Source organism: Lactobacillus delbrueckii subsp. delbrueckii DSM 20074 = JCM 1012 (genome assembly GCF_001433875.1).
Classification (GTDB): Bacteria; Bacillota; Bacilli; order Lactobacillales; family Lactobacillaceae; genus Lactobacillus; species Lactobacillus delbrueckii.
The window spans coordinates 1-23802 of the sequence record NZ_AZCR01000013.1; the positions used below are offsets into that span (position 1 = coordinate 1).

24 protein-coding genes and 2 pseudogenes are annotated in these 23802 nt (G+C 51.3%); 16 read left to right on the forward strand and 10 right to left on the reverse strand.

Features of this window, described 5'->3' with window-relative positions; all coding sequences use genetic code 11:
- Positions 1–79 precede the first annotated feature (79 nt).
- From FD23_RS03380 to FD23_RS03390, 3 genes and pseudogenes are all read left to right on the forward strand, one after another.
- Positions 80–310, forward strand: a pseudogene (locus tag FD23_RS03380) (amino acid ABC transporter permease); the annotation flags it as partial.
- Between the two features lie 11 nt (positions 311–321).
- Positions 322–954 (forward strand): amino acid ABC transporter ATP-binding protein, encoded by a 633-nt coding sequence (locus FD23_RS03385; RefSeq protein ID WP_003616059.1) that lies wholly within the window; start codon positions 322–324, stop codon positions 952–954.
- A 2-nt stretch (positions 955–956) separates the two neighbouring features.
- Complete coding sequence (locus FD23_RS03390) at positions 957–1787, forward strand: amino acid ABC transporter substrate-binding protein (RefSeq protein ID WP_025895577.1); 831 nt, start codon at positions 957–959, stop codon at positions 1785–1787.
- Between the two features lie 60 nt (positions 1788–1847).
- Here the strand turns inward: FD23_RS03390 and FD23_RS03395 are convergent, their stop codons facing one another.
- From FD23_RS03395 to FD23_RS03405, 3 genes are all read right to left on the reverse strand, one after another.
- Positions 1848–2597 carry a LiaF domain-containing protein gene (locus tag FD23_RS03395; RefSeq protein WP_025895578.1) on the reverse strand — a complete coding sequence of 250 codons (750 nt, stop codon included), beginning with the start codon at positions 2595–2597 and terminating at the stop codon, positions 1848–1850.
- 5 nt (positions 2598–2602) lie between these two features.
- A complete protein-coding gene (locus FD23_RS03400; RefSeq protein WP_052933766.1) occupies positions 2603–3046 on the reverse strand; it encodes a LytTR family DNA-binding domain-containing protein in 444 nt (147 codons plus the stop codon).
- A gap of 127 nt (positions 3047–3173) precedes the next feature.
- A complete protein-coding gene (locus tag FD23_RS03405) occupies positions 3174–3743 on the reverse strand; it encodes an SGNH/GDSL hydrolase family protein (protein WP_013440139.1) in 570 nt (189 codons plus the stop codon).
- A 102-nt stretch (positions 3744–3845) separates the two neighbouring features.
- Between FD23_RS03405 and coaA the strand changes: the two genes are divergently transcribed.
- Entirely contained in the window at positions 3846–4760 is a 915-nt protein-coding gene (gene coaA / locus FD23_RS03410; protein WP_025895579.1) for a type I pantothenate kinase, read from the forward strand.
- Positions 4761–4812: 52 nt separating this feature from the next.
- The gene (gene efp, locus FD23_RS03415) at positions 4813–5370 is read left to right on the forward strand and encodes an elongation factor P (protein ID WP_002879354.1); all 558 of its coding nucleotides are present in this window, start codon (positions 4813–4815) and stop codon (positions 5368–5370) included.
- A 55-nt stretch (positions 5371–5425) separates the two neighbouring features.
- Here efp and FD23_RS03420 read toward each other — a convergent pair whose 3' ends face one another.
- The 3 genes from FD23_RS03420 to FD23_RS03430 form a co-directional block, all read right to left on the reverse strand.
- Positions 5426–6226: a helix-turn-helix domain-containing protein gene (locus tag FD23_RS03420; protein WP_025895580.1), complete on the reverse strand. Its 801-nt coding sequence runs from the start codon at positions 6224–6226 to the stop codon at positions 5426–5428.
- Between the two features lie 147 nt (positions 6227–6373).
- Complete coding sequence (locus FD23_RS03425) at positions 6374–7288, reverse strand: proline-specific peptidase family protein (protein ID WP_052933765.1); 915 nt, start codon at positions 7286–7288, stop codon at positions 6374–6376.
- Positions 7289–7356: 68 nt separating this feature from the next.
- Complete coding sequence (locus tag FD23_RS03430) at positions 7357–8424, reverse strand: hypothetical protein (protein ID WP_025895582.1); 1068 nt, start codon at positions 8422–8424, stop codon at positions 7357–7359.
- 213 nt (positions 8425–8637) lie between these two features.
- On the opposite strand from FD23_RS03430, the gene FD23_RS03435 reads away from it, so the two are divergent.
- From FD23_RS03435 to FD23_RS03450, 3 genes and pseudogenes are all read left to right on the forward strand, one after another.
- On the forward strand, positions 8638–10233 hold the full coding sequence (locus tag FD23_RS03435) for an ABC transporter ATP-binding protein (protein WP_052933764.1): 1596 nt from the start codon (positions 8638–8640) through the stop codon (positions 10231–10233).
- A gap of 209 nt (positions 10234–10442) precedes the next feature.
- Positions 10443–11186: a PAS domain-containing protein gene (locus tag FD23_RS03440; protein ID WP_003616046.1), complete on the forward strand. Its 744-nt coding sequence runs from the start codon at positions 10443–10445 to the stop codon at positions 11184–11186.
- 195 nt (positions 11187–11381) lie between these two features.
- Positions 11382–12000: pseudogene (locus FD23_RS03450) on the forward strand (ROK family protein).
- A 129-nt stretch (positions 12001–12129) separates the two neighbouring features.
- Here FD23_RS03450 and FD23_RS03455 read toward each other — a convergent pair.
- Positions 12130–12402 (reverse strand): hypothetical protein, encoded by a 273-nt coding sequence (locus FD23_RS03455; RefSeq protein WP_230844902.1) that lies wholly within the window; start codon positions 12400–12402, stop codon positions 12130–12132.
- A gap of 155 nt (positions 12403–12557) precedes the next feature.
- The gene (locus FD23_RS03460) at positions 12558–13388 is read right to left on the reverse strand and encodes an aldo/keto reductase (protein WP_025895584.1); all 831 of its coding nucleotides are present in this window, start codon (positions 13386–13388) and stop codon (positions 12558–12560) included.
- A 126-nt stretch (positions 13389–13514) separates the two neighbouring features.
- On the opposite strand from FD23_RS03460, the gene FD23_RS03465 reads away from it, so the two are divergent.
- From FD23_RS03465 to FD23_RS03480, 4 genes are all read left to right on the forward strand, one after another.
- Positions 13515–14360 carry a DNA/RNA non-specific endonuclease gene (locus FD23_RS03465; protein WP_025895585.1) on the forward strand — a complete coding sequence of 282 codons (846 nt, stop codon included), beginning with the start codon at positions 13515–13517 and terminating at the stop codon, positions 14358–14360.
- A gap of 72 nt (positions 14361–14432) precedes the next feature.
- Positions 14433–14618: a hypothetical protein gene (locus FD23_RS03470; RefSeq protein WP_230844901.1), complete on the forward strand. Its 186-nt coding sequence runs from the start codon at positions 14433–14435 to the stop codon at positions 14616–14618.
- A 253-nt stretch (positions 14619–14871) separates the two neighbouring features.
- Positions 14872–15459: an alpha/beta fold hydrolase gene (locus tag FD23_RS03475; protein ID WP_003612114.1), complete on the forward strand. Its 588-nt coding sequence runs from the start codon at positions 14872–14874 to the stop codon at positions 15457–15459.
- A gap of 36 nt (positions 15460–15495) precedes the next feature.
- On the forward strand, positions 15496–16017 hold the full coding sequence (locus FD23_RS03480; protein WP_025895586.1) for a GNAT family N-acetyltransferase: 522 nt from the start codon (positions 15496–15498) through the stop codon (positions 16015–16017).
- On the opposite strand, the gene pepI is transcribed toward FD23_RS03480, so the two are convergent.
- On the reverse strand, positions 16014–16898 hold the full coding sequence (gene pepI / locus FD23_RS03485; RefSeq protein WP_052933762.1) for a proline iminopeptidase: 885 nt from the start codon (positions 16896–16898) through the stop codon (positions 16014–16016). The two genes, FD23_RS03480 and pepI, sit on opposite strands and share 4 nt — an antisense overlap.
- An 80-nt stretch (positions 16899–16978) precedes the next feature.
- Between pepI and FD23_RS03490 the strand changes: the two genes are divergently transcribed.
- Together FD23_RS03490 and FD23_RS03495 are read left to right on the forward strand one after the other, a co-directional pair.
- A complete protein-coding gene (locus FD23_RS03490) occupies positions 16979–17896 on the forward strand; it encodes a magnesium transporter CorA family protein (protein ID WP_025895587.1) in 918 nt (305 codons plus the stop codon).
- A gap of 31 nt (positions 17897–17927) precedes the next feature.
- Positions 17928–18842: a serine hydrolase gene (locus FD23_RS03495; protein ID WP_025895588.1), complete on the forward strand. Its 915-nt coding sequence runs from the start codon at positions 17928–17930 to the stop codon at positions 18840–18842.
- Between the two features lie 38 nt (positions 18843–18880).
- Here FD23_RS03495 and FD23_RS03500 read toward each other — a convergent pair whose 3' ends face one another.
- Positions 18881–19063, reverse strand: coding sequence for a hypothetical protein (locus tag FD23_RS03500; RefSeq protein ID WP_231129708.1), 183 nt, complete (start codon positions 19061–19063; stop codon positions 18881–18883).
- A 210-nt stretch (positions 19064–19273) separates the two neighbouring features.
- Here FD23_RS03500 and FD23_RS03505 point away from each other — a divergent pair, with 210 nt between their 5' ends.
- Both FD23_RS03505 and FD23_RS03510 read left to right on the forward strand, forming a co-directional pair.
- A complete protein-coding gene (locus tag FD23_RS03505) occupies positions 19274–19846 on the forward strand; it encodes a TetR/AcrR family transcriptional regulator (protein WP_025895590.1) in 573 nt (190 codons plus the stop codon).
- Between the two features lie 43 nt (positions 19847–19889).
- On the forward strand, positions 19890–23783 hold the full coding sequence (locus tag FD23_RS03510; protein WP_052933761.1) for an MMPL family transporter: 3894 nt from the start codon (positions 19890–19892) through the stop codon (positions 23781–23783).
- Positions 23784–23802 lie beyond the last annotated feature (19 nt).

Consider the following 23802-nt stretch of genomic DNA (forward strand, 5'->3'; position numbering starts at 1 on the left):
TTTTTTGTGCTCTGATCCAGTGAAAACGATTTTTCTTACTGGATCGGAACAGTGTTCAATTTGATTTTACAATCGACGAATAAAAATCGTCCTGCCCTCAATCGGCAATGAAGTGATCAACCTGGTCAAGGACTCCTCCCTGGTCTACGTGATCGGTTTGGGCGACTTGCTCAGAGCCGGCAACCTGGCTACGGCCCGGGACGTGACTTTAGTGCCGCTGGTTCTGGTAGCCTTGATCTACCTGTTTTTGATCGGCCTGTGCACTTTGCTTTTGCGGCAGCTGGAAAAGCACTACTCATACTACAGATAGGAGGACTAAACATGCTTGAAGTAAAAAACTTAGCCAAGTCTTTTGGCAACCGGCAGATTTTGCAAAATATGAACTTCAGCCTTAAGGACGGGGAAATCCTCACGGTGGTTGGTCCTTCCGGGGCCGGGAAGACGACCCTTCTGCGGATCGTGGCCGGCCTTGAAACAGCTGACGCGGGCAGCATGAGCCTGGACGGGGAAAAATACGAGCTTAGCCAGGAAGAGCGGGGCGCCGTGGGCGTGGTCTTCCAGGACTTTAACCTTTTCCCCAACATGTCAGTTTTGGAAAACATCACCCTGGCTCCCCAGCTGGCGCTAAAAGAAGACAAGGCAACAGCGGAAGCCAAGGCCAAGGAGCTTTTGGCGAAGCTGCAGATGGCGGACAAGGGCGGCCTTTACCCTTACCAGCTCTCCGGCGGGCAGAAGCAGCGGGTAGCCATCGCCCGGGCTTTGGCCATGCAGCCGAAGATGCTCTGCTACGATGAACCGACCAGTGCTTTGGACTCGGCCTTGCGGGACCAGGTGGCCGACCTCATCTTGAGCTTGAAGGAGTCAGGCCTGACCCAATTGATTATCACCCACGACATGGACTTTGCCAAAAAGGTGGCCGACCAGGTGCTAGAGGTTAAGCCATTGGAGGGTTAGCAATGAAATGGTTTAAGAGAATCCTGCTGCTGGGCCTGGTCTTGTCCTGCTTTTTGACGACAGCCTGCAGCAATTTAACTAAAGAAGCCAACCAAAAAGACACCTGGGCTAAGATTAAAAAGCGGGGCAGCCTGGTGATCGGCTTGGATGACACCTTCGTGCCCATGGACTTCCGGCAAAAAGATGGCCAACTGGTTGGTTACGACGTCGACTTAGCCAAGGCCGTGTGCAAGAAGCTGGGCCTTAAGGCGGACTTCCAGACTATCGACTGGTCCATGAAGGAAACGGAGCTGCGAAACGGGACGATTGACGTTCTTTGGAACGGCTACAGCGTGACCAGCCAGCGGAAGAAAAAAGTTGCCTTCAGCCGCAGCTACTTGCAAAACCGGCAGGTTTTGGTCGTGAAGAAGTCCAGCGGGATCAAGTCCTTTGCCCAGATGAAGGGGCAGGCAATCGGGGCCCAGAGCGGGTCAACCGCCCAGATCTGGATGGATGGCAGCCAAAAGGTCATTAAGCCGAAGAGCAAGGTCCTTTACGACACTATTCCGTCAGCCTTCCTAGACCTCAACGCCGGCAGAATCAAGGGGATCCTCCTGGATGAAACCTACGCGGAATACTACATCAAGCACGAGGCAGACTCAAAGTCTTACCAGGTCATCTTTAACAAAGAGGTGCCAGAGGACTTGTTTGCGGTAGGGATGCGGAAGGGCGACAAGAACTTGAAAAAGAAGATCAACCAGGCCCTGGCGGAGCTGCAGGCCGACGGGACTTTGGCCAAGATCAACCAGAAGTGGTTCGGACAAAAGTCAAATTACTTGGGCAAGGTTGATTAGAACAAAATAGAATAAAAGAAAAACTGTTTAGCCTTATTAAATAAGGAACTGAACAGTTTTTTAGACCCGGTGAATGGTGACTTGGCTGAAGACCAGGTCAGCATCGATTTTTAAAAGGGGTGAATCCGCTGTTAAACCGCTGGGGTTAAGGGCGGTGAAGCGGGAGAAGACCGGGCTGGCGTCGGCTTGGACCTCCCATTCTCTGGGAATGTAGATATCAACTTTGGAGAAGACCGCATCCAAATCCAGCTTGCCGCGTCCATCCTTGAGCTGGGTCTGGTCCAAGTAGATGGTTACCGGACTCATAACGGTGGAGATGGATAATTTGCGCAAGGCCTGGCTGTGAACGTAGCGGACGCATTTGGAGAAGACGGATTCGATGGAAACTTTTTCGCCATTTTCGCCGATTGATTCTCTGTAGCTAAGGCTAGTGCCGTCATCGTCTTTCTTGCCAGTTTTTACATTCATCTTGACCTCCAGCTGGCTTCCTCCGGCCAAAAGCTGGCAGCCCAGGGCGATTAGGAAGAGGGCCAGGTACATGTAGCCGGTCCATTTAAAGAAGTGGCTAGCTTCGCTGATGGTTTTGACGATCAAGCCGCTGGTAAAAATTCCAAAGAAGAGGACCCGGTTCTTGAAGCTGGTCCAGGCGATCCAGGCTAAGAGGAGAACCCAGAAGACCTGGCCCCAACTTAAGTTGAAGAGCTTAAAAAGGGTAAAGTAGTCTGGAAAAAGCTGGCTTAAAATCAAGGGGATGGCGATAGCGATCAGGATCAAGCCCCATCTGACCGCGGACTTTCTGTTATTGTTCATTGTGCTTACCTCATTTCGTGCAAATGGCTGATCAGGGTTTGGTAGTAGCGGCGGGAGACGAAGACCTTCTTGTAAGAAGCGGTAAAGCCAAGCTCGCAGCCCGTAATGGACCGCTTGACGGCATTGATTTGCCGGCAGTTGACCAGGGCACTCTTGGAAGCCCGGTCAAAGTCGCTGAGCAGGCTGGCTTCCAGCTGCCGCAAGGTCTGCTTGACCAGGTAGCTGCCTTCCCGGTCATGAGCCCAGACGTGCCGGTCACTGGTCTCAAAAAAGAGAATGCTGGTTAGGGGCAGGATGATTTCATCGCTGCCTTGATAGACCGTGATCTTCTGGGCCAGTTTTTCTTCAAAAAAGGCCAGGGCCGCTTCGATTTCCGGCGTCAGCTTCTTGGCCTTGATGATGAGCTGGTCTTCTTTTAGCTGCTTGTCTTGTTTAAACTCTACCTGCATCTTTTCTCCCCCTTTTCAGATTTTATTATGAAGAAGATTAAGCAAAAATGAAAGAACAGACGCGCAAGCGGTCATTTTTCCTGTTTAAGCGGCATGCAAAAAGCGCCCGGGTAACCGGACGCTTTTCCTATGCCATCTTATTGATTTGGTCAGCCAGGACATCGGCCAGCCAGGAGATCCCTTTTTCGCTGTAGTGGAGGCCGTCTGCAATCATGAAGGAAGGCAGGTCCTTCAGCTTTTCCATCTTGTGGGTCAAGTCGAAGAAGAAGGAGTTGGTCTTGCCGGCGTCTCTTTGCGCGATGTCGACGTACTCGTCCAGCTTCTCCAAGGAGTAGGCCGCGGCCATTTCCGGGTTCGTCAAATCCGGCATGGATGGAGCTAAAACTAGGGTATCGCTGGCCCCGGTTACCTTCTGGGCCTGCTTGATCAAGCTTTCCAGCCCTTCCTGGTAGTCATAGGCGCTGCAGCCCCAGCTGGCGGCGTCGTTGGTCCCGTACTCTACGACCAAAATGTCGCATGCAGGCAGACTGCCGACTCTGGGCAGGACGTCCTGGGCGCAGGCACCGCTGACCGAGATGTTCACGACCTCGTAAGCGTCTCCCAGCCGCTTGGCCAAGGCCTTGGTCAAACGGTCGGTATCCTTTTGCCCATCATACGCATTAAAAATTGAATCGCCAAAAAGCACGACTTTCTTCATCTGTTTCATTCATTTCTTTGAAAAATGAAGCTGGCATTTGCCAGTTTCTCCTGCTTTTTCTACTATAATAGATAAAGAATGAGAAAAGGACAAGTAAAAAGAATGCGGAACTATACTGAATTCAGCCGGCAGGCCTGGGCGGCTTTAACCCCCAAGACCGAGCTGGCGGTGACTAATGAAGAGCTGGCCAAGGTCAAGTCTTTGGGCGACCAGCTGGACGTCAAGGACGTCGATGAAATCTACCAGACCCTGCTGAACTATATCCACCTGGCCTACCAGGCCAAGCAGGAGACAGCCGCTAAGAAGGCAGAATTTTTGCAGCTGCCGGAAAGCAAGGTGCCTTATATTATCGGCATTTCCGGCTCAGTTGCCGTGGGTAAGTCCACGACTGCCCGCCTTTTGCAGCTGCTCTTGACCCGGTATTACCCGGACTTAAAGACCCAGATGATGACCACTGATGGCTTCATCTACCCCAACCAGGAGCTGGAGAAGCGGAAGCTGATGTCCAGGAAGGGTTTCCCGGAAAGCTACAACATGCAGATGCTCAGAGACTTCCTCCAGGACGTGGTCAGCGGAAAAAATGACGTCGCTTATCCCCTGTATTCCCAGGAATTAAGTGACATCGTCCCGGGCCGCTATGGCCATGTGGAAAAGCCCGACATCTTGATCATCGAAGGGATCAACACCCTGCAGCTGCCGGAAAGCGGCCAGCTGGTGACCAGCGACTTTTTTGACTTTTCAATTTATATCGATGCGGAAGAAGACTTGATTGAAAAGTGGTATATGCAACGCTTCAAGAAGATCATGAAAATGAAGAAGAATGACCCAAGCAACTTCTACTACAAGCTGGCCAACGGTCCGGAAGACGAGGCCCTGCGCCTGGCGGAAGAAACCTGGCAGATGGTTAACCTGGTCAACCTCCGCCAGTACATCGCCCCGACCAAGGAGCGGGCCAATTTGATCCTGCATAAGGTTGAGGGGCACTTGATTGATAAAATTTACCTTCGCGACTTTTAAGTCAATGGTATAATGAAGAACAGTGATAAAAATTTATTAGGGAGATTTTTTTATGCAAGCAATTGAATTGAAAAAAGGCATGATTTTTGACGATGGCGGCAAGCTGATGCTAGTTATGGCGGCTAACCACCACAAGCCAGGCAAGGGCAACACCGTTATGCAAATGGACCTGCGTGACGTCCGGGCCGGCAGCGTGATCCACAAGACCATGCGGCCAAGTGAAAAGATCGAGCTAGTCGAAGTCGTCAAGAAGAACGCCCAATACCTGTACGCTGAAGGCGACAGCTACAACTTCATGGACACGGAAACCTACGAACAATACGCGATTTCCGGCGACCAACTGGGTGACGACGTCAAGTACCTGATGCCAAATATCGAAGTTATCCTGGAATTCACTGAAGACGGGGAACTTTTGGCTGTGCAATTGCCATCAACTGTCAACATGAAGGTAGTAGAAACCCAGCCAGGCATTAAGGGGGCAACCGCAGCTTCCGGCGGCAAGCCAGCCACTATGGAAACCGGCCTGGTTGTGACTGTGCCTGACTTCATTAACGAAGGCGACGAACTGGTCATCAACACCCTGGAAGGGACTTACAAGGGCCGGGCTTAAGGCCAAAAAAGTAAACGAAAAGCGTCCGGTTACCCGGGCGCTTTTTGCATGCACTTTATTCGTTTGTATCAGTCGTCGTGTCAGTGCTTGACTGGCTGCTAGAGGAAGAGGCATGGCTGCTCTGTTCTTGGCTAGATGAGCTGGCCAAGGAACTAGAAGAGCTGGCTTCACTGGAAGAGCTGACCTGCTTTTCATTACTTTGGCTTTGGCTCTGCTGGTCATCATGGCTTGGCTTGTTTTTATCAGGCTTAGCGGAATCATCTTGAGCTGGCTTAGATGAAGAAGATGAAGAAGAAGATGATGATGATGACGAGGAGCTGGAAGAGCTGGATGAGTGGGAAATGCTGTTGGCTTTAGAAGCCAGGGCATCGAAGCCGCCGGCTACGGACCCGACCACTGCCAGGCCTATGATGACCCAGATCCCGATCTTTAAGAGCTTGTCCAAGTTGATGGTGTCAAAGAATTTAAAAATTGCCTTGAAGCCATGCGGCACCTTGCTCTTGTCCAAAATTTCCTTGGCCTTGCCAGCCGGGCTGGCCTCCTTAACTGGCGCCGGATTAGCAGCCCGGACTTCAGTTACCTTCTCTTTAACTGGAATGGCTGGCTTAGCAGCCGGAATGTCCTTGCCGGCGGCGGCCGGCTCAGTAAACTGGTCGAGCAGCTGTGCCCCGTCTAACCCCAGCAGGCTGGCATATTGCCGGATGCAGCTTCTGACCATGACCGGGTTTAAGCCTTGAAAATCATCGGCTTCAATCTTTTGCAGAGTCGCCTGGTCGACCCGCAGGGTTTGACTAACGGCTTCCAGGCTGAGCTGCTTGGCGCGGCGCTGTTTCTGTAGTTCTTTACCGATTGTCAAAGTTTTGCCTCCTAAACGCTTCTGATTAGTCTTAGCCTATTTTACTTGAAAATGGCTAAAAGCTAAAGGCAGAAGTCTTTGGATCTTTTACCAAAGGTTAAGATTTCTTTTACAAAAAAAGCCCTCAAAAATAAGGACTTCATAATCTTATTCGCCTTGGAAAGTGCCGGCTTCAACTTCCCTAATGAAGTCAGCCAGGTGCTTGTAGTAGACATCGGGGTTGTCGACCATGTGGTGGTGGCCGCCGTCAGGAGTAGTGACCAGGCGGGAGTTAGGAATCAGTTTCTGCATGGTTCTGGCCGTTTCCAGAGGCATGGTTTCCACTTCGCCAAAAGTCAGCAAAGTTGGCACCTTGATCTTTGGCAGTTCGCTTCTGAAGTGCCAGTCCTTCAATTTGCCCGTGATGACGAATTCGTTGTCGCCCTGGAAGGCGTTGTAGACAGCCGTGCCGCCCAGGTTGCCCAGGTGGTAGAGGTTGGAAGGCTGCTTGCGGTCAACAAAGTTGATGTTCAGAATCTGCACGTCGTCCTGGTAGCGCTGGTTGGCGTAATCGTTCTTGGCTTCGCATTCGTGCATGAAGTCGATTTCGGTCTGCGGCAGGACTTCTTGCCGGCGGCGGTTGACCGCGGCCACGTATTCGTCGATGTCGTCAACCATGGAGGAGATGATGGCCCCCTTCAAGTGTTCTCCGTACTTAACCGCGTATTCCTGGACCAAAAGGCCGCCCCAGCTTTGCCCGATCAAGTAGAAGTTATCGATGCCCAGCTTTTGCCGGACTTCTTCAACTTCGTCCAGGAAGTATTCGTAAGTCAGGTACTTGTCCGCGATCTTTGGGTCGCTGTAGTCCGGCTGGTCAGAGTAAAGGGAGCCCAGCTGGTCGTACATGTGGACCTGGACGTTCAAGCCCTGTTTCTTTAATTGTTCAGCCGTATCTTCCCAGTATTCGTGGTTGCCGCCTGGGCCCCCGTGCAGGCAGAGCAGGTGGATGTCACCTGTCCCTTGGGTGTTGGTCCAAAGATGGTAGCCATTGTCCAAAGTCAAAATCGTCGTTCCTTGTTTCATTGGAAAAATCTCCTAACTATAACTATCTAGTTCATTATATGCCTTTATCTATTATAAGCCTTATTTGCCTACTGGTTTTGGGCTGCCAGGAATTCCCGCATTTTTTCCAGTTCGGTGCTGGCCAAGTCCAGGGCACAGACGTTTTCAAAAAGGTGGCTGACTTCCTGCCCGCTTTCCGGGTCCTCAATGGTGAAGCCTGCTTCGTCTACCGCGGTCACGTAGCCCAGGTTTTCCCCGGCTAATTCATAGTCGTCAACGCTGACCAGTTGCTTGCCGGCTTTTTCAATCACTTCCCGGGCAGTTGGAACATGGTCTAAGGACTGGGCTAATTTGCCCAAGTGGCCCGGATCAAAAATTTCATTTTTCTGGTTGTAGGCGACCAGGAAGCTGGAGAAGTCGATAGCCGCGGAATTTACTGATTCATGAACCACGTCTTCTCTGTTGACCAGGCAGATGGATTCTAATTGCCCATAGTCATTCAAGCTTTCAAAAAGCAGGAACTGGTCACTTTGGTCCAGGATCAGGCCCAAAAGGCAGCTGCCAAAGCGGGTGTCATCCAGCCAGTCCAGGTAAAGTTCAACTAAGCCGTAGGGATTCTGGCCGGCAAACTGCTCTTTAACCGCCTGGTACTTTTTCCAGAGCTTGTTTAAAGGAGCGTTTAATTCCAGGCTGGAGATGGCGGACAGGGGGATGACCAGGCAGAGAGGGTCCAGCTCGTAGTCGTCCCCGATCTGCTTTAGCTGGATTTCGGTTGGACCGGCTAAGGCGATGATGCCGGTGTAGACGATCCCGCTGGTTAAGGTGATATTGACGACCAGGTCCTTCTCCAGTGCGGCTTGGCTGGCCGCGCTAAGGCTGGTCAAAGGCGTCTTCAGGAGCTCCTGGTTGAGGGGCATGAGGGCGAAGGGGTCGGTCGACTTGCCTTCATCGATCAGGTGCTGGCAGTAGGCCAGGCTGGGGGATTCGTCGACGCTGGTCAAGATGTCCTGGTTATTGATGACCAAGACCCCGCCGGCATTGGCGTCGTCGTCCAGGCTGATGAGTGTGGCCGCGTCCGCGCTTTGGTAGACCAGGTAGCCCAGATAGTAGCTGCCGGATAATTGGTCGGCTTTGGTATGCAGTTCAACTAATTTCATTTATTTTGTCTTCCCGTTTCTTTCTAGTTTTTATTCTTTGTTTTTCCCGCTAGTCTTTCCGGTCTTTTTCTCTTTTTTAAAAAATTGTCACGCTTTGCCAAGAATCAGACTTTAGCAAGATTTTACTTTCTTAGGATTATCTTAATTATATCAATGCTGGCGGCAAAAATAGGAAAGATTGCTATAATGTTTATGAAAGAGAGGGATTATCCAATGAGTCTCAAATACGCACGGAAAAGCCAGGTAGCCCTGTTCAGCTTCCTGGCCGCCATCAAGGCCTGCAATGTTTTGTTCGTGGCCTACATGCTCAAGGTCATGCTGAACATTGCCTCTTCCAGCAAGGCTGATTACGGCCGCCTGGTCGGCTTCGCGGCCTTGACGGCCGGGGGTCAGCTTTTGTTCATGGCCAGCAATTTCTTCTATGAAACGACCAAAATGAACATCATCAGAAGCGTGAACATGACCTTGAAAGAGGCCAACCTCCGCTACCTGATCGACCAAAACAGCCTGGACACCAAGGACGGGCTGAGTTTCATGACCAACGACTTAAAGCAGATCGAAACCAACCGGGTCACGGCCCAGCTGGACATCATCTACCAAAGTTTGACCTTCGTGGGCTCTTTGGCCTTTGCTTTATATAACTCCTGGGAAATGACCCTGATCTTTATCGTGGCGACTCTGGCTCCGGCCGGCGTGCAGATGATTACCAGCAAGATCATCACCAAGAAGTCCAAGATCTGGACCCAGAAGAATGCTGTCTACACCCAGTACGTGTCTGACAGCTTGAACGGGGCCCAGTCAGCCCGCCTCTACAACGTCCGCACTAATATCGTCAAGCGGGCGATGGGCGCTGCCGGGGACATGGAAACGGCCCTTCGGAACATGACCTTGACCCAGGCCTGGGCCCTGGAATTGATCTACTCAGCAGCGGAACTTTTCTGCTTCATCATTCCCTGCACGATCGGCGGGATCATGATGATGCAGGGGCGGCTGGCGGTCGGGACCCTGGTCATGATGGTCGACTTGGCCATCAACTTCATCAGCCCGGTGGTCACCCTGTTTAACGAATTCAACCAGGTCAAGTCAACCGTGCCGATGTGGCAGAGAACCCAGCGGGCCCTCAACTACGTGCAAAAAGACGACAATTACCCGGTCGACCACTTTGACGGCATGGAAATCCGGGACGTGGCCTACGTGACCAAGCACAGCAAGCGGCAGATTTTTGAACACGTGAACATCAAGGTCAAGCCGGGGGAAAAGATCCTCTTGATGGCGCCGTCCGGCTGGGGGAAGACCACTCTCTTGCGCCTCATGCTGGGCATCTACACGCCAAGCCATGGTGAAATTTTAATCAACGGTGAAGAAGTGACGGGGGACTGGTACAAGGCCCACAACTTCTACTCCTACGTCAACCAGAAGCCTTTCATGTTTGACGACACCCTCCGCTTTAACGTGACTCTGGGCCGGCAGGTGGATGAAGAACAGCTGCTCATGGCCTGCCATGAAGCGGGACTGGATGACCTGATCCAGGAAAACGGCCTGGACTACCCGGTCGGTGAGAACGGCAACAACCTCTCCGGCGGGCAGATCCAGCGGGTGGAAATTGCCCGGGCCCTCTTGTCTGGCCGGCCGATCCTACTGGCTGACGAAGCCACCAGTGCCCTGGATCCCCGCCTGTCTTTGGAGATCCATGAGACCTTATTGGGCAATCCGAAGGTAGCGGTGATCGAAGTCGCCCACAAGATTTCGGACGTGGAAAAGGCCATGTTCGACCAGATTATTGTTTTAGACAAAGTTAAGCCAGCCTAAGCTGGATTTTTTATTACTTTTATACAGCAAAATATATGTTAAAAAGCTTTTTGATTTAGTAAAAAGAAAAATATCTATTTTTGTACATATAAGAAATATGATATATTGCTCTTGTGAAGTAAGTGCTTACAGGATACAATGGAGAGTGTAAGTAAGGAAACAAGAAAACAAAGAAAATAGTTTGTTGCAAGACTGAAGGAGACTGAATTATGGCAGAACCAAAATGGCTGCAGGACATGAACCCTGAAGAATATTTGAAGGAAGATTTTGAAGCAACTGGCCACAGCCGCTACACTGTTGACGGCTTGGAAAAGAACGACCCTGAATGGCTGGACAAGGCAGCTGCCAAGGTTAATGCTGCTGAGGGCGATGACTACGTTAAGCTGGACTCAGGTTTGCTAACGGTTAACCAAATCAACTGGATGCTCCGCAACACTTTCGGTGAAATGACTTACGTGGACGACAACAATCAATTCCTGTGGTACAACCGTCCGCAAGACCCTAACTACAAGATGAAGGCCCGCCGTGTGCCAGCCCAAGTCGGTGATACTATGGGCGCCGTTCACCCGGACATCCGTGACGTTATCCCAAATGCCAAGAAGGTTGTTCACGCCCTGCGGACCAAGGAAGGCGGCCATGATGCAGTTTGGATGCCAGTACCAACTGGTAACTTGACTGAACTCGTTTTGCACTACTACAAGAGAGTGGAAGACGAAGAAGGCAACTACATGGGTATCTACGAATGGGTTCAAGACATCTACCCATTCGTGAAGTACTTCTGCGAAGTAACTGGCCAGAAGCTGGTTGTTGACCCAGACGCTGCAACTGGCGCAACTTACCGCCGCAACTCTGACCCAGACGCTAAGACTGGTCCTTCAACCAAGGCAGATGCTGCCAAGGAAGAAGTAAAGGCAGCTGAACCAGAAGCAACTAGCGGTGCATCCCACCACTAATCAAAGCATTTTTTGCGATCATACTAGTATTAAAGACCAGCTCAAGGCTGGCCTTTTTTGGTCAATTTTTGGCATGGAAGCAGCGGCTGCAAACACTTATACTAGTAGTTATAGATGCTTTTTTGGATGTGAGGATAAAAAAAGACGCAATACTTAGTTTTTGACACTGGCGGAACCAACGTGAAGTACGCCTTGATGGATAATGAAGGGCAGCTGCTGGAAAAGGGGAAGCGGCCAAGCGCGGACAATCTGGACGACTTTGTCGCCGCCCTGTATGAAATCGGCGACCAGTACAAGGGCAAGTTTACCGGGATCGCGGTCTACGCGCCAGGGAAGATCGACACGGAGAAAATGATCATCCACTATGGCGGGGCTTTGACCTTTTTGGACGGCTTAAACCTGGAAGAGACGTTGGGGTTCAGATACGGGGTAGCGGTTAGCGCGGAAAATGGTGGAAAGGGTCAACCAGGAGCTGGGCAATGAAGACCTTGCTGACGGTTTGGCGGCTTTTGCAGCCATCAAGTCCGGCAATGAAGAGGCAGGCAAGATCTTCCGCCAGTACTGCTTGGATGTAGCAGTGATGATTTTGAACCTGCAGACCGTGATCAACGGGGAAAAGGTTGTGATCGGCGGCGGGATCAGCGCCCAGGAAATCTTGATTGAGGAGATCCGCCGACAGTTCGGGGAAATCTTGCAGGACAACCCGATTTTGGGCCAGCAGGTAATTCCGCCGGAAATCGTGGCGGCCAAGTTCAGAAATGATACCAACCTCTACGGTGCTCTCTTTGCCTTATTGCAGGGGATGCAAAAGTAGCGGGAAAAAATTAGCTGAATATAGAAAAAACTGAGCTCATATTAATGTGAGCTCAGTTTTGTTATTGCCGGAAATTTTGCCTTTTACTTTTTCATTAGTAGGAGAGATTGAAGAAGTCGTAATAGAAGATTAAAAGCAAGAGATAAGCCAGGTCGATGGCCACGACCACGATTGGCCTGATGTAGGGCTCAAGGCAACTTCGGTGATCCAGAAGAGGACGGAAAACTTGCTTGTCCAGATTAGGATGGCCGCCAATACGAGGGCAACGGAAGCAATGATTAGTGACCAGCCAATGGTCAGATCTTTGGCTTTTGTTTGAAAGCCGACCAGTTCCGCGCCCATGAAGCAGATTAAAACTGCTTCGGCCAGGAACATCAAGCAGTTGACGGTCTTGATTATCATTGAAAAAGTTTTTCTGTTTTTGTCATCATGGTGCCCCCAAGTTTAAAAAGCTATATTCTGTATATATGATACCGCTTCCTGTAGGGGGAGGCTATGTGACATATTGGACTTGGCTTTTTTGAAAAATCAGATTATTTCTTGCTTATTTCCACTGCTTAAAATTCCTGGTGCTGGTTAGGGTCGCGGTCGGGCCGGCGACCATCTGCCTTGTCCAAGTCCGTCAAGGCGGTCACTTCTTCTTCAGTTAAGCTGAAGTCAAAAATGTCCAGGTTGCTCAACTGGTGCTGGCTGGAGGAAGCCTTTGGAATTGGCACTACCCCCAGTTGGACTTCCCAGCGCAAAATTACTTGAGCCGGGCTCTTGCCGTACTTGGCGGCCAGCTTTTGAATCAAATCTTCCTGGAAAACTTCCCCGGCCCGCATGAGCGGACTCCAGGCTTCCGTAACGATTCCATGCTCATCGTTATAAGCCCGGACGGCTCGGCTGGACCAGTAGGGATGCAGCTCAACCTGGTTGACGGCTGGCGTAACCCCGGTTTCCTCGATCAAGCGGTCGATATGCCCTGGTTCAAAATTCGACACCCCAATCGACCGGACCAAGCCAAATCTTTGCGCGTCGATCAAGGCCTGCCAGGCTTCTACGTAGTGGTTTTCCAAAGGATTTGGCCAGTGGATCAGGTAGAGGTCAAAATAGTCCAAGCCGCTTCTTAAAAGTCCTTCTTCCAGTTCGTTGATCGCGGCCTTGTATTCGTGGTGGGCTCCCGGCAGTTTTGAGGTCACAAAGAGCTGGCTTCTGGCAACAGAGCTGCTTCTGATTGCCTTGCCCAGGGCCCCTTCGTTTTCATAGCGGGCGGCTGAGTCCAGGAGCCGGTAGCCATTTTCAATCGCCTGGCTGATGGCCCGGGCCCCTTGGTAGCCCTTGATCTTGTATGTGCCAAAGCCGATCTTTGGAATCTGGTTTCCGTCATTTAGCTTGAATTCTTCCATAATTTTTTCCTTTGCCTTTCTATTAGATAAGTATTGCTTGCTTTTTCTTTCAATTATAGTTTAAATCTTTTGGTTTTCGGGAAAAATCCTCTAAAATAGTTTTAGTTTAAAAAGCGAGGAAAAGAAATGGCAAAAAAACGCAGGCGCAAGAAGCGTCAAAATACCAGCCTGCTGTCGGTCGCTATCGCCGCGGCGGCAATCATTTGGGGCGTCTACACCAAGGGCGGCCAGGGAAATTTAACTAGTTCCAGTTCAAATACCAGTACTTCATCAAGTGCGGTCAGCTCGGCCCAAACGGCTAAAACCGTCTACGGGGGATTAGCCAAGAGCGACTACCAGAAATTAGCCCAGGAAACTTTTAAATCCGGAGGCAAGGGCTGGCACTATGTTAACAATAACCACTCCACCTTGGTGAAAAGCGCCTGGAAGGTCAACCGGGTCATTTACTCCAACCTGGATAGCCAGAACCGGACTTCCAGATCCAACACCGCCTTTTTGGAGAAGCGGAACGTGGCTAACGACTCTTTAAGAGTCAGGCAGTACGTCCAGCCAACCGGCTGGCACTCCAACCGGCAAAACGGGACCCAGATCTACAACCGGGGCCACCTGATCGCCTACTCAGTTTCCGCCGGCATCGACCAGGACGGCAACTACAACCCCAAGAACCAGTCCGGTGACCAGAACAACCCCAAGAACCTCTTTACCCAGTCAGCCTTTTCTAACCAGAAGATCCAGCCGATTTTTGAAAGCAAGGTTCGGTCAGCTTTAAGAAGCGGGAAGAAGGTCATCTACCAGGCAACGCCAATTTTCAGAGGCCGGGAACTCATGGCCCGGGGGATCAACCTCCAGGCGGTTTCCACCGACGGCAGCCTGGATTTCAACGTTTATATCTACAATGTGCAGCCGGGCTACCAGTTTGACTACGAAACCGGCCGGGCAAAGATCGACCGCAGCATGCAGGTCAGCAAATAGGAAGAAAAATGCGCGACAACTGTACAACTATGCTGGTGGGCCAAGAAGGCCAGCCTTGACGGGTCCACAATCGTGGCCAGAGATGAAGACTACGACCAGGGCTTTAACGAAAAGTGCTTTGTTTATTATCCAGCTAAAAATTATGATGAGCTCTTTGTCTCCAAAGGAACTGGCGTTGAAATTCCCTTAAAGGGAGAAGGCTGCGGCTTCGCCGCCGTCCGCGGCGCCGTAGAAGACTACGGCCGCTTTGACGAGTAGGGGATCAACAGCTACAACGTGGCCATGAGTTCAGCGGAAAGCGAAGCCAGCAACCGCCGGGTCTTTGACGGAAGCCAATGATCAAATTGCCGCGGCGATTACGGCCAAGGGCAAGGAAATTTTTGACCAGCTGGTCAAGGACAATCTCAACAACTCGATTTACAAGTACCGGCTCTAATTTCCTGCAAAAAATAGTACAATAGGAATGTTGTAAGTTTTTTAATGTAAAGTAAGAAATCGTAAGGAGTTTTTTATGGAAAAAGAGATGACCTTAATCAGCGCCAAGGGCAAGTTAAAGGGAATTTGGGGCGAAGCCGTCAACCCGATCGAAGGGATGACCCCTTTGGTAATTTTGGCTAAGACCGGCGATAAGGACCAGGCCTATTGGCTCAGCCGCTACTTAAACGACGCCGGCATCCTGACCTTCACCTTTGAAGCAGAAGATGCAGCCAGCGCCATCAGCGGCTACCACCTGGCCTTTGACGAACTTAGAAACGATGACCGGGTGGCCAGCGAATACATCGTCTTTGCCGGCTACGGGGAAGCGGGCAACGCTGCAGCTGTTGCGGCTAGTGAAATCGGCCGGTCAGTCCGGGGGATCTTTTTAATGTCACCAGTCATCAAGGACTGGGACAAGATCAAGGGCTACCAGGGCCGTAGCTACATTGTTGCCGGCAGCGATGACGACCAGGCGCCTTTGGCCAGCCTGGAAATGATGGCCAAGCAGCTGAAGCAAGGCGAACTTTTGCAAATGCGGGGCGCTGGCCACGACTACCGGGAAGAAGACTGGGAAAGAGCAGGGATGCTGCTCAGAACCTGGGTCTTGACTGGCCTTAACTAAGAAACTGTAAAGCAGAAAAAGAGAAGAAGGCAAAGCATGACAGAAGTAAAAATTGTGCAAGTTAGTGAGAAAGATTTGCCAGAGTTGATTGCCATCAGCCGGGAGACTTTCGTGGATACTTTTGGCAAAGACAACAGCCCGGAAGATATGGCCAAGTTTTTGGACGAAAACTACAATGAAGACAAGCTTGGGGGAGAAATAGCAACTCCGGGCAGCTTCTTTTACTTCTTGAAGGTGGACGGGGAAGTTGCCGGCTACTTGAAGCTGGACGTTGACGACGCCCAAAACGAAGAGGTCGACCCAAACGGCCTGGAAATCGAGCGAATCTACCTGCGGAAAAGTTTCCAGCACCGGGGCCTGGGCAAGCAGCTCTTTGAGTTCGCGGAAGAAAAGGGCCGGGAATGGAGCAAGTCTGTCCTCTGGCTGGGCGTTTGGGAGCACAACGAAAACGCCAAGAACTTCTATGCCAGCCGCGGTTTAACCCGGTTTAGCGAGCATGTCTTCGTTCTTGGCGATGACCGTCAGACAGATTTTTTGCTAAAGAAGGCTCTGGTCTAGTCCTGGCTGATTAACCAGTCAGACAAGAGCTCTTGGTACTTGGCATTTTCCTGGACAAAAGGCATGTGGCCGCAGCCGGCAAAGAGCTCCCAGCGGGCATTTGGCAAGTGGTCGTACATGCTTTTAGCCACTAGGGGAGTGCACAAGTCGTCAGTGCCGCTGGTAATCAAGGCCGGCAAGTCCAGGTCCTTTAAGCGGTCAGTGTACTCATAGCCGTGCAGGTTGCCAATCGGCGTATATTCATTAGGGCCCCAGTCGGTCAAGTAGGCCAGACTGCCGCTCTTTTTTTTGCGCAAAACTGGCTCCGGCATGTCCGGCGTAAGCTTGATGACGTGCTGGTCCATGAAGTGGGTATTGGCCGCCTGGTAAGCCGGGGAGTCGTAGTTGCCAGTTGTTTCAGCTTCCTTGATAGCTGCTTGCTCGCCCTTGGGCAGGTACTTGATTAAGCGGTGCAGTTCCTGGCTCCAAAGCTTGGCGGAGGCTAAAGTGGAGGAGAGGATTAGGCTCTTGACCCCTTTAGGCTGGTAGTCGCACAGGTAGATCAAAGCCAGCATCCCGTCCCAGCTTTGCCCCAAAAGGTGGATCTGGTCGAGGCCCAGCTGCTCTCTGACATTTTCCAGCTCCTTGACCAAGGTTTGGGCCGTGTAGGCCGTTTCCGCCTGGTCGTCGGGGATGCTGGAGTTGCCGAAGCCTAATTGGTCATACATGATGACCTGGCGGCCGCTTTTTTCAGCGACTTGGTTGAGGACTTCAAAATAGTTGTGACTGATGCCGGGCCCGCCGTGGAGAAGGAGGAGCGGGGCGCGGTCAGTAGCCTCGCCCACGATCCGGCAGTAGGTTTGCCAATTTCCAAATGGAAGATATTTTTCTGTGATTTGCATCTTTTTTCCTACTTTTAAAGAAACTTCATTTCAAAAAATGGTATCATGAATAATGAGTAAAAATTAAGGTGGGGACAGCAATGATTAAGCAACAAATTTTTCCAATTGAAACAGACTTTAACTGGTATGACGTCAATGGCTTGAACGAAGCTGACAGCCGGCGCCTGCAGACAGAGTTTTATTTTACACCGGAAATCATTTCCTACATTTCCGACCGGCATGAACGGCCCCACTACGACTACGACCAATATACCGACACCCACCTGCTAGTCTATGACGTGCCAGTCTGGCCAACGACGACCATCAAGCACTTCACTTCCCGGCCAATCACTTTTTTGCTACAGGACAAGAACCTCTTTTCTTTCCATACGATTGAGACCAGCTATGTTTTTGACGAGTTCAATGATCCCAAGGTTTTGCGCCGGCTCTCACACGCCCAGGATGTGACGGAACTGCTGGTGACTTTTTTGATGCACGCTTCCCAGTACTTCCAGCGGGTCATCACCCAGCTGGATGCTGAACGCAACGACCTAGACGTCAAGCTGAGCGATGACATCGACAATAAGAACCTGGAGGAGTTGTCCAATATTGAAAAGAGTCTGGTCTACCTGTCCAGTTCAATTCAGACTGACCAGATGATGCTGCGCAGCCTGCAGCACTCCCGGCTGACTTTTTCCGAAGCGGCCAAGGAAATGCTGGACGACGTTTTGATAGAATCCAGCCAGTCTTCAGAAATGGTGCAGATTTCCCAGCAGGTTACCAAGACTTTGTCATCGACTTCCAACAACATGTTGAACAACAACCTGAATGACACCATGAAGTTCCTGACGGTCTGGTCCATCGTTTTGACCATCCCGACCATTTTGACTGGTTTTTACGGGATGAACGTGAAGCTGCCGGTTCTCGGGGGCAGCTATGACTGGATAATCATTACTTTGATCACCGTCCTTTTGATGGTCTGGCTGATCTTCTTCATGCGTAAGCACCATCTTTTATAAAGGAATTAAGAGCTAGAAACAAGGAGCTTTAATGAAGAACAATATTGTAGTCGGGGCTTTGACCGCTTCCCTACTGGCTTTTGTCGTGTACACCAGGACCAACAAGGATGCTGAAATGCGGAAAGTCACGGTGGTGCAGGTAAAGAAGTCCGGCAAGGTCAAAAAGATCATTTCTTCCACTGACAAGGAACCGAATGTCAATTCCATTGAATATGACAACCAGGTCAAGAGCAGCAAGGGCAGTGACAAGCAGCTGGTCAAGGCAATTAAGAAGGCTATGGGCCAGGACGTCAGCTACCAGGTGGCGGCTTATGACTTGAATAAGAGCAGCCATTTCGCGGAAGTGACCAACACCAAGAGCGGCCAGGATTACCAGAAGATTTTTTACCTCTATCTTTTGATCGCCCTTTACGCCCAGGAAAAGTCCGGCAAGATCGGGGCCAGCACGACTATCAAGGTTACCAAGGCTGACAAGGCCGGGACAAGTATGGCGATCGCGGTCGGGATCAGCTATGGGCCAAGCTACTTGCGCGAGCAGATGCTGAAGGGCAACAAGACCGCGGCTAACGCGCTTTTGCGGACGATCGGGACTAAGCAGGTCAACAAGATCCTTAAGCAGCTGGGGGCCAGCCAGACTAAGCTAACGGGGACCTTCTCTAAATCCGTGGTCGGCAAGACGACAGCCAGTGACCTGGCCAAGATCATGGTTTCCATCTACCAGGGCAAGCTGGTCGGCAGCTACAACCAGCAGGTTCTGACTGCTATGACAGAGAAGACCAAGCTGGCCAGCAAGGCCAAGGGGACCATCTACCAGTATGCTGATGGCAGTTTAGAGGTCGCCTTGATCAGCAATAACGGCCACAATTACGTGGTTAGCGCCTGGTCTAGCAAGACTGATGACTTTGCTTCCTTGGGGCAAGCCGTCAAGCAAGTCATGGAAAAGTAAAGACGGAGCAAACTGAACAGAAGAAATGAAAAACGACTCTACAGCCAGACAGTAGAGTCGTTTTGTGTTTTCTTGCGTTTACGTGGTTTATAAGTTTTCTTGGCCAGCCACATATACCAGGCGAATTGGAATTCCCCGACCATAATGCAGATAGCCAGCAGCAGGAAGGTTACTACGAAAGGATTGATGCTGCTGCCGTCAGCGTAATGAAAATTGAACATGAAAACATTTAGATAAATCTGTAAACTGAACCAGTAAAAGTTTGCGAACCACCAGATTTTCATTTTCATTTTTCATCTCCCATCCGAATATGTGATAGCGATTTTAGGAACGCTTTCAATAGAAAATGAAATTAATTTACAGAGTGTAGATTGAAATCTTCAGTTAGTAGTTGTATAATTGCTACAGTTGAAAGGAAAATGGTAGTAATTATGACTCAAAAAAGAACTTTGGACTTGGACAAGGTCCTGGCCAAAGCCACGGAAATGATTGAAAGCCGGGGCTTAAGCGAGACGACCATGCCAAATCTTGCCAAGGCTCTGGGCGTTCGTAGCCAGTCACTCTATCATTACGTGAAGAACCGCTCGCAACTTCTGTCGCTGGTCATGGCCAGCCGGATCCGCCTGCTCTACCAGGACCTGCTCAAGCAGCTGGTTGGTTTGTCAGGTCACGAAGCATTGTTTAAGTTTGCTGACGTGGTCCGCGACCGCCTTTTGGAAGACAAGGCCCTGGCGCCCCTCCTTTACCACGTGGATGAATTTTCTGATGATTTAGAAGTGGTTAAAGAGGTGGTCAAGATCCTGGACTTAGGGGACCAGCTGCAGGTGGACACTGAACACGTGGTTTCCCAGCACGCCTTGGTTGGCGCGGTCCTGGGCTACGTCTTCCTGGACCGGTTTATAGATGGCCAGGAAAAGGTGGAAAGTCCGCGAGAAGCAGAGGAGAACTATCACGAAATGATCTGGCGGCTGGTTTCGCCCAGCGTCCAGCAGTCAAATGCCTAGTTTAGTAGACTGATTGTAAAAGACGAAGAAAGGAAAAAGGACATTGAAGAAGTTACTGAAGAACCATCTCGGCGCTTTGATCGCCTGGGTGCTCATTCTGGTGATTTCTTTGGTTGCCTTGCCAAACGTTGAATCACTGACGAGAGCGCACAGCGAAATCTCCCTGCCAAGCAACGTGGAAAGCGAAGCAGCCAAACTAATCAAGAACGAATGGGGCAGTAAGAAAAAGAATACTTATGAAGTCGCGGTTGTTTTCAACAAGAAATCCGGTAAGCTGACCGAGACCGACCAGGGCAACATCGAAGCCACAATCGACCGCTTGACTAGCAACCAGAAGAAATACGGCATCAAGGACTACCTGGCGCCGCAAGACAACATCGCGACCAAGAAGCTGCTCAAGTCTAAAGACGGAACGACTTGGGTCATGCAGATGAACATCGCCAAGAGCCACGGGACCATCTCCCAGGTTAACGACGAGATCAACAAGGCTGTCAAGACCAGTGGGGTAAGAACCTACGTCACTGGTGCAGACGTCCTCAACAATGACTTTACCAGCTCGATCCGAGAAGGGATCAAGAAGACGGAACTGATCACGGTGGTTTTCATCTTCATCGTGTTGATCATCGTCTTCCGGTCACCGGTTGTCCCGCTCGTGTCACTTTTGACGGTTGGGGTTTCCTTCCTGGTTTCCTTCTCAATCGTGACCAACCTGGTCAACCAGGTGAACTTCCCGTTCTCCAACTTCACCCAGGTCTTCATGGTGATTGTTTTGTTCGGGATCGGGACCGACTACAATATTCTGCTATATAACCACTTTAAGGAGGACCTGGGCAATGGCCTGGGGGTGGCTGAAGCCACGAAGGACTCGATCAAGAAGGCCGGCCGGACTATTCTTTACTCCGGCTCCTCAATTCTGATCGGTTTCTCCGCTTTAGGCTTAGCCAACTTCTCCGTTTACCGGTCTGCTGCCGGCGTTGCTGTCGGCGTTCTGGTCCTCTTGATCGTCCTCTTGACTTTGAACCCCTTCTTCATGGCCACTTTGGGCAAGAAGATGTTCTGGCCAAGCAAGGAAGTCGCCGGGGAAAACCCAAGCAAGATGTGGCATGGGATTTCCAGCGCTACTTTGAAGCGGCCAGTTGTCTTTTTGGCAGCTGTAGCGGTTGTCGTTGCACCATTCTTCGTTACTTACTCTAACGTTTTAAACTACGACGACACGGCGGAAATTTCAGATTCAGTACCTTCCAAGCAAGGGCTGAACCTGGTGCAAAAGCACTTCTCTGAGGGGATGGCCATGCCGTCATACCTTTACATCAAGAGTGACCACACGCTCGACAATGAGAAGGACTTGAAGCTGATCGACGAATTGACGCGGAAATTGCGCAATTCTGAAGGCGTGGACAAGGTTATGTCCGCTACTGAGCCATACAACGAAAAGATTAAGCTGCTCTATGTTAAGAAGCAGCTGAAGTCAGTTACCGACGGGACCGCCAAGTTGGAAAAGGGTGTCGGCAAATTGACTAAGGGCAGCGAGCAGGTGACCAGCGGGGCAAAGAAACTGGCTAACGGTGCTGACCGGCTCGACGAAGGCACTGGTACTTTGAGTGACGGGGCCAAGAACCTGTACACGGGGACGGTTAAGCTTTACAACGGTTCAATCGCTCTCTACGACGGGGCAGGCACCCTCTTTAACGGGACCAAGACCCTGTCAGTTGGGGCAGACGCCCTTTACTCCGGCACTAGAAAGCTGTCCAGCGGGGCCAACACCTTGTCTGCTGGTACCCAGAAGCTGAAGAGCGGGACCAGCTCCCTGGCCAGTGGTTCACAGGCTCTGGCTAACGGGACCGGCTCTCTGGCAACTGGTGCAAACAGCCTGTACACTGGCACTCAGACCTTGACCAATGGTGCCAAGGACTTGACGGCCAACATGAACACCTTGGTTGCCGGCCTTGACCAGCTGAAGAGTGAACTGTCAGCCGAATCTGGTTCATTGGACACTAGCAAGCTTGACCAATTGTCATCTGGCTTGACCGACTTGAACAACGGCTTGCAAAGCTTGAACAGCAAGGTCAGCCAAATCAGCGTTCCAAACATTGACACTTCCAAGATCTCCAGTCTGGTTAGTGGCTTGCAAAGTTTACAAGGCCAAGTCTCAAACTTGAAAAAAGGCTTGACTGATACACGGTCAGGTCTGACTACTGCTGGTACTGGCTTGGGAACTGCAAGTGCCGCAGCTGGCAGTCTGGCAAGCTCAATCAGCAAGGTTTCAGACCCAACTTTGAAGGCAGAACTGCAAAAGGAATTAGAAACCCTTAACAGTGGTCTGTCTTCTACCAAGAGTGGTTTGGGTACTGCAGGCAGCGGCTTGACTACTGCCGGTACTGCCGCAACCAACATGAATAGTGCCGCTTCCGGTATTCAAAGTGCCGCCGGCAGTCTGGGCAGCAGTACTTCTGCAGCTTCCACGGCCGACTTGAGCACGAAAGTGCAACGATTGCAGGCATCTGTTTCCCAACTTGCTTCTGGCTCAAACACTTTGAGCACCCAAGCAGCCAGTGGGATCATGAGCCTTAAGTCTGGCTTGAGCAAGATCGGCCAGATGCAGTCAGCAGTTGACGCGCTTGCAGCTGGTGCTCACAAGCTTTACACAGGTTCAAATTCACTTTACAGTGGATTGAGCGAGGGTATGGCTGGTGCTTTAGCTCTTTCACAAGGTGCTAACCAAGTCAACTCTGCTGCTTCTGCTGTAGCCAGCGGCGCCAGCCAAGTCAACTCCGGCGCTGGCCAGGTTAACTCCGGTGCCGGCCAACTGGCTACTGGTTTGGCCAGCGGCGTAAGCGGCGCGGCTCAACTTGCTAACGGCGCAAGCCGCTTGACCAGCGGTGCCGGACAACTCCAATCTGGTGCCAGCCAACTGCAAAACGGTCTGGCGAAAGGCGTCAACGGCTCCAGCCAACTGGCTGAAGGGGCTGACAAGCTGCAGTCCGGTACCAGCCAGCTTTCCAGCGGCGCAAGCAAGCTCGCTGAAAAGACGCCAGCCATCACTAGCGGCTTGACTGCCGTCAACAACGGTCTGGTTTCCGCCGGCTCATACTTGAACGGCTTGCGCAAGTCCGAGGCCTCTGACACCTTTTACGTGCCAAGCTACGTCTTGAAGCACAACGCCGACCTGCAGAAGTCCCTCAAGGTCTTCCTCAGCCCGGACAAGAAGAGTGCCATGATCATCATCATCCTGGACAGCAACCCAAGTTCTGAAAGTGCCGCAGAGCACTCACAAGCTTTGAGCGCTATGGCTCGCAAGTCCCTCAAGGGGACCGACTTGGGCAAGGCTGAAGTCGAAATGGGCGGGCAAAGCTCAACCATCGAAGACACCAAGAACACGGCCAGCGGTGACTTTACCAGAACTATGGCAATCATGCTGATCGGCGTCGGCATTGCCTTGATCCTCATCACCCGGAGTCTGCTTCAGCCGATCTACATCCTGGGGACTCTACTTTTGGCCTACATCAGTTCTCTGTCAATCACCCGCTGGGTTGTCAGCGGCGTGATGGGCCGGAGCACCCTGGCTTGGAACGTGCCGTTCTTTACCTTCATCATGTTGATCGCCCTCGGGGTCGACTACAGCATCTTCGTCATGATGCGCTACCGTGACAGCGATCCGCATGCCTTGCCTAGCGCAAGAATCCTGAAGGCATGTACGGCTATCGGGACGGTTGTCATCTCAGCCGTCATCATCCTGGGTGGTACTTTCGCGGCCTTGATCCCATCAGGCGTGCCAACCTTGATCGAAGTGGCCATCGGTGTCATCATCGGTCTGGCCATCCTGCTCTTCCTGATGCCGATCAACCTGTCTGCTTCAACCAAGCTGACCTACGAAGGCTTCCCATGGCCTAAGTGGGCAGGCCGCAAGAAGGGCCTCAGTTTCGGCAAGAAATCTTAAATGAAAGCTAAATAATGCA